A 4,839-nucleotide genomic window follows, 5' to 3' on the forward strand; every position below is an offset into this window, starting at 1 on the left:
CCTTTCGACACCAGCGTCGGCAGCGTGTCGTGCGCGGAACCAACGCGTACCTCCCCCCGGTCCGCCAGCCCCGCCCAGCCGCGCACCGCCGCCCGGTCGGCGCCCAGCCAGCGGGGATCGAGCGCGAGCATGGCCGCGTCATACGCCCCCGCCGAATGGCCGGCGAGCACCAGCCGGTCGGGATCGCCGCCCGACGCGGCTATGTGCCCGCGCACCCAGCGTACCGCCGCGGCATTGTCCCGAAGGAATGCCGGGAAGCGCACCTGCGGCACCAGCCGGTAATCGGGGATCGCCACCACGAAGCCGCGCGCCGCCAGCGCCCGCCCGACGAAGGAATAGCCCGCTCTGGTGCCGGAACTCCACGATCCGCCATAGAAGAACACGATTACCGGACGGCTCCGGCCGTTCGCGGGGGTATCTTTGGGCGCATAGACGTCGAGCCGCTGGCGCGGGTCCGGCCCGAAGGCCGCGCCCCGCACCACCAGCCGGACGCCGCCGTCCTTGGGCACCACCGCGTCGAACGTCCGGAGCGGCGAACAGGCGGCGGTCGCGCCCAGCACCAGGCCGGGCAATAGGCCCGCGCTCCGCCGGAAGCTCCGCCCGAGCCCCGGCCTGCCCATCTCTGGCCTGCCCGTCATCATCTTGCCCGTCGGTCGCATCGCATCCCAGTAGCAGCCCCGCGGCCGGACGTCAGCATGGCGGCCGGGGCATGGCGGCTGGACGGTTGTATTGGCCCGATCTTTTCCGCAGGACGCCCGTCGTGCCACCGCTCGCTCCTCCCCCGGCCGAGATCGCCGCCCCGCGGCCGTCGCTGGCGGAAAGCCACCGCTCGGTCGCGGTGGACGGCGGGTTCTGGCGTCGGCTCGCGGCGTTCTCGGGGCCGGGCTATCTCGTCGCCGTCGGCTACATGGATCCGGGCAATTGGGCGACCGACATCGCCGGAGGATCGGCGTTCGGCTATACGCTGCTGTCGGTCATCCTGCTGTCCAACGGCCTCGCGGTGGTGCTCCAGGCGCTTGCGGCGCGGCTGGGCATCGCCGCGGGGCTGGACCTCGCGCAGGCGTGCCGGGCGCAATATCCCCGGTCCGTGTCGGTCGCGCTGTTCGTGCTGGCGCAGGGCGCGATCGTGGCGTGCGACCTGGCCGAAGTGCTGGGCACCGCCATCGGGCTGCAGCTGCTGTTCGGCCTGCCGCTGATCGGCGGCGTGGTGCTGACCGGGCTCGACGTGTTCCTGATCCTCGCGCTCCAGCATCGCGGCTTCCGGCGGCTGGAGGCGTTCGTCGTCGCGCTGATGGCGATCATCGCGCTGTGCTTCGTGTGGGAACTGGTCGCGGCGCGGCCGGACATGGCGGGCATCCTCGCGGGGCTGGTGCCGCAACGCGCGGTCGTCGCGGACCCGGCGATGCTGTACGTCGCGATCGGGATCGTCGGCGCGACGGTGATGCCGCACAACCTGTACCTCCACTCCTCCATCGTGCAGACCCGCTCGTTCGCGCAGACGCCGGCCGGGCGGCGGGACGCGATCGCGCTGGCGGCGATCGACGGCACGCTCGCGCTGACGCTCGCGCTGTTCGTCAACGCCGCGATCCTGATCCTGGCGGCGGCCGCGTTCCACCGCGCCGGGCGGACCGACGTCGCGGAGATCGCGGACGCGTACCGCCTGCTGTCGCCGCTGCTCGGCGCGGGCGCGGCGAGCCTGGTCTTCGCGGTCGCGCTGCTCGCGTCGGGCCAGAACTCGACTGTCACCGGCACGCTTGCGGGACAGATCGTGGCGGAGGGGTTCCTCGACTGGCGGCTGGCGCCGTGGGTTCAGCGGCTGGCGACGCGCGGGCTTGCGATCGTGCCGGCGGCGGTCGTGGTGGCGGCCGCGGGCGGCGCCGGCGCGACCCGGCTTCTGGTGCTGAGCCAGGTGGTGCTGAGCTTCCAGCTGCCCTTCGCAGTCGTGCCGCTCGTTCAGTTCACCGGCCGCGCCGGCCTGATGCGCGGGCACCAGGCGCCGCGCTGGCTCGGGGCGCTGGCCTGGGGCATCGCGGCCGTGCTGATCGCGCTGAACCTGAAGCTGCTCGTCGATTTCGTCACCTGAAAGGACCCTCCATGAAGATCAGCGCCCGCAACCAGTTCGCCGGCACCGTCACCGCGGTGCATCCCGGCGCGGTCAACGCCACGATCAAGGTCGACATCGGCCATGGCAACACCGTCACCTCGTCCATCACCAACGAGGCGCTGGACGACCTTGGCCTCGCGCCCGGGGACGCGGTGACGGTGATCGTCAAGGCGTCGGACGTCATGATCGGCAAATAGCCGGAACTCCGAACCTTATCCGAGGTTTGGGAACCAGCACCAGGAGATCGTCAGTTGACCAGCGCCGCCCACGACACCGCCCGCTACGCACCCCCCGTCCGCTACACGCCGGACGTCGAGCGGCCCCAGCCCGACGAGGGCGAGACGATCGGCAAGCTGGAGGAGCAGTTCCAGCACATCCTCGACACCACGTCCGAATCCTACGGCCATGCGGTGCGCGCGGTCCACGCCAAGGCGCACGGCATCGCGCGCGGGACCTTCACCGTGGCGCCCGGCCTGCCCGCCGAGCTGGCGCAGGGCCTGTTCGCCAAGCCCGGGACGTTCGAGGCGATCCTGCGCATCTCCACCAACGCCGGCGACATCCTAGACGATTCGATCTCGCTGCCCCGCGGGCTGGCGCTCAAGTTGCTGGGCGTGGACGGCGAGCGGCTGCCCGGTTCGGAAGGGGAGACGACGCAGGACTTCGTGTTGGTCAACGGCCCCGTCTTCGCCGCGAAGGACGCCAAGGCGTTCCTGGGCAACCTGTCCCTGCTGTCCAAGACCACCGACAAGGTGGAAGGGCTGAAGAAGGCGCTGTCGGGCGTGCTGCACGCGACGTCCGCCGCGCTGGGCGCGGTGGGCATCGAGAGCGCGACGATCAACCAGCTCGGCGGCGCGCCGCAGGTGCATCCGATGGGCGCGACCTATTACAGCCAGACGCCGTTCCGGTTCGGCGATTACATCGTCAAATGGGCGCTCAAGCCCGTGTCGGCGGCGCTGACCGGGCTGACCGATGAGACGATCGCGATCCACGGCCGCCCCGACGCGATCCGCGAGGACGTCAACCGCGACATGGTCGAGCATGGCGGCACCTGGGAGTTCCAGGTCCAGTTCAACACCGATCTCGACGCGATGCCGGTCGAGGACCCCACGGTGGTCTGGGACGAGGAGGCCAGCCCGTTCCGCACCGTCGCGACGCTGGTGGTGGAACCGCAGGCGGCATGGGTCCGCGGCGTCACCGACAAGACGGACGACGCCCTGGCGTACAACATCTGGCACGGCCTCGCCGCGCACCGGCCGCTGGGCGGCATCAACCGCGCGCGCAACGAGACCTACAGGAAGTCGAGCGCGTTCCGGGGCAATTACAACGGCTGTCCCATGCACGAGCCGGCGACGCTGGCGGAGGTCGCCTGACCGCCGGACGGTCCGGCGCCCCGGACCGGCACGCCGGCTAGGCGGGGCAGGCGGGCGGGAGGTGCGGCGTCTTGCCGCGTTCCCGCTTCGCCGATAGCGTCCCGCGATGCATCGGACTCCAGCCGTCGTCGCCATCGCTGCCGTCGCCGCCGCGCTGCTCGCGCCGCTTTCCGCCGCCACTCAGTCGTCGGAGGCGGCGCGCTGGCGGGCGAAGGCGGCGCGGGTGACGATCGTGCGCGATGACTGGGGCATCGCCCATGTCCATGGCCGCGCCGACGCGGACGCGGTGTTTGGCGCGATCTATGCGCAGGCGGAGGACGATTTTCTCCGCATCGAGGCGAATTACCTAACCGCGCTCGGCCGTACCGCGGAGGCGGAGGGAGAGGGCGCGATCTGGGCCGACCTTCGCGAGCGGCTGTTCGTCGATCCCGAGGCGTTGCGCGCCGACTATGCCGCCAGCCCGCCGTGGCTGCGCGCGCTGACCGAGGCGTGGGCGGACGGGCTGAACTTCTACCTCGCCACCCATCCCGACGTGCATCCAAAGGTGCTGACCCGGTTCGAGCCGTGGATGGCGCTGTCGTTCACGGAGGGCAGCATCGGCGGCGACGTCGAGCGGGTGGACCTCGCGCGGCTCGCCGCCTTCTATGGCGGGACCGCGCCTAAGCTGGCGCTGGCGAACGACGAGCGGCTGCGCGATGAGCCGAAGGGATCGAACGGCATCGCGGTCGCGCCCAGGCTGACCCGCGACGGCCATGCGCTGCTGCTCATCAACCCGCACACCAGCTTCTTCTTCCGCTCCGAGCTGCGCATGGAGAGCGACGCGGGCCTCCACGCCTATGGCGCGAGCACCTGGGGCCAGTTCTTCCTGTACCAGGGGTGGAACGAGCATCTGGGCTGGATGCACACCTCCAGCGGCGTCGATACGGTGGACGAGTTCGCGGACCGGCTCGTCTCCTATCGCAGCGGCCCGGAGGGCTATGTCTACGGCCGGGAGCAGCGGCGCTTCACCGTGAAGCCGATCGCGATCCGCTATCGCCTGCCGGACGGCAGCCTCGGGACCCGCAGCTTCAAGGCCCTCTACGATCATCGCGGCCCGGTCGTGCGGCTGGAGGGCAATCGATACGTCACCGTCGCCCTCATGAACCGTCCCGTCGCCGCGCTCGAACAGAGCTGGCTGCGCACCCGCGCCACCTCGTTCGCCGGCTACATGCAGGTCGCCGCGCTCCGCGCCAATTCGTCCAACGACACGCTGCTGGCATCGAGGGAGGGCACGATCGCCTATCTCCACCCGCAGTTCGTGCCGGTGCGCGACGACCGGCTGGACTGGCGCGCGCCGGTCGACGGCAGCGACCCGGCGGCCGAGTG

The 4,839-nt window shown here is 71.2% G+C and carries 5 protein-coding genes; 4 read left to right on the forward strand and 1 reads right to left on the reverse strand.

Annotated features, from left to right (window positions below; translation table 11 throughout):
- On the reverse strand, positions 1 to 659 hold a 659-nt coding region (locus tag HUV01_RS12035), incomplete at its 3' end, for an alpha/beta hydrolase (RefSeq protein ID WP_254606600.1).
- Between the two features lie 101 nt (positions 660 to 760).
- On the opposite strand from HUV01_RS12035, the gene HUV01_RS12040 reads away from it, so the two are divergent.
- From HUV01_RS12040 to HUV01_RS12055, 4 genes are all read left to right on the forward strand, one after another.
- Positions 761 to 2,083, forward strand: coding sequence for an Nramp family divalent metal transporter (locus tag HUV01_RS12040; protein WP_254606602.1), 1,323 nt, complete (start codon positions 761 to 763; stop codon positions 2,081 to 2,083).
- Between the two features lie 11 nt (positions 2,084 to 2,094).
- Positions 2,095 to 2,301: a TOBE domain-containing protein gene (locus HUV01_RS12045; protein WP_174298484.1), complete on the forward strand. Its 207-nt coding sequence runs from the start codon at positions 2,095 to 2,097 to the stop codon at positions 2,299 to 2,301.
- Positions 2,302 to 2,355: 54 nt separating this feature from the next.
- Positions 2,356 to 3,474, forward strand: a complete 1,119-nt coding sequence (locus HUV01_RS12050) for a catalase family protein (RefSeq protein WP_174298485.1) — start codon at positions 2,356 to 2,358, stop codon at positions 3,472 to 3,474.
- Between the two features lie 106 nt (positions 3,475 to 3,580).
- Positions 3,581 to 4,839 (forward strand): penicillin acylase family protein (locus tag HUV01_RS12055; RefSeq protein ID WP_174298486.1); only part of this gene is annotated, 1,259 nt, incomplete at its 3' end.

Source organism: Sphingomonas bacterium (genome assembly GCF_903643035.1).
In the GTDB taxonomy this organism is placed as follows: Bacteria; Pseudomonadota; Alphaproteobacteria; order Sphingomonadales; family Sphingomonadaceae; genus Sphingomonas.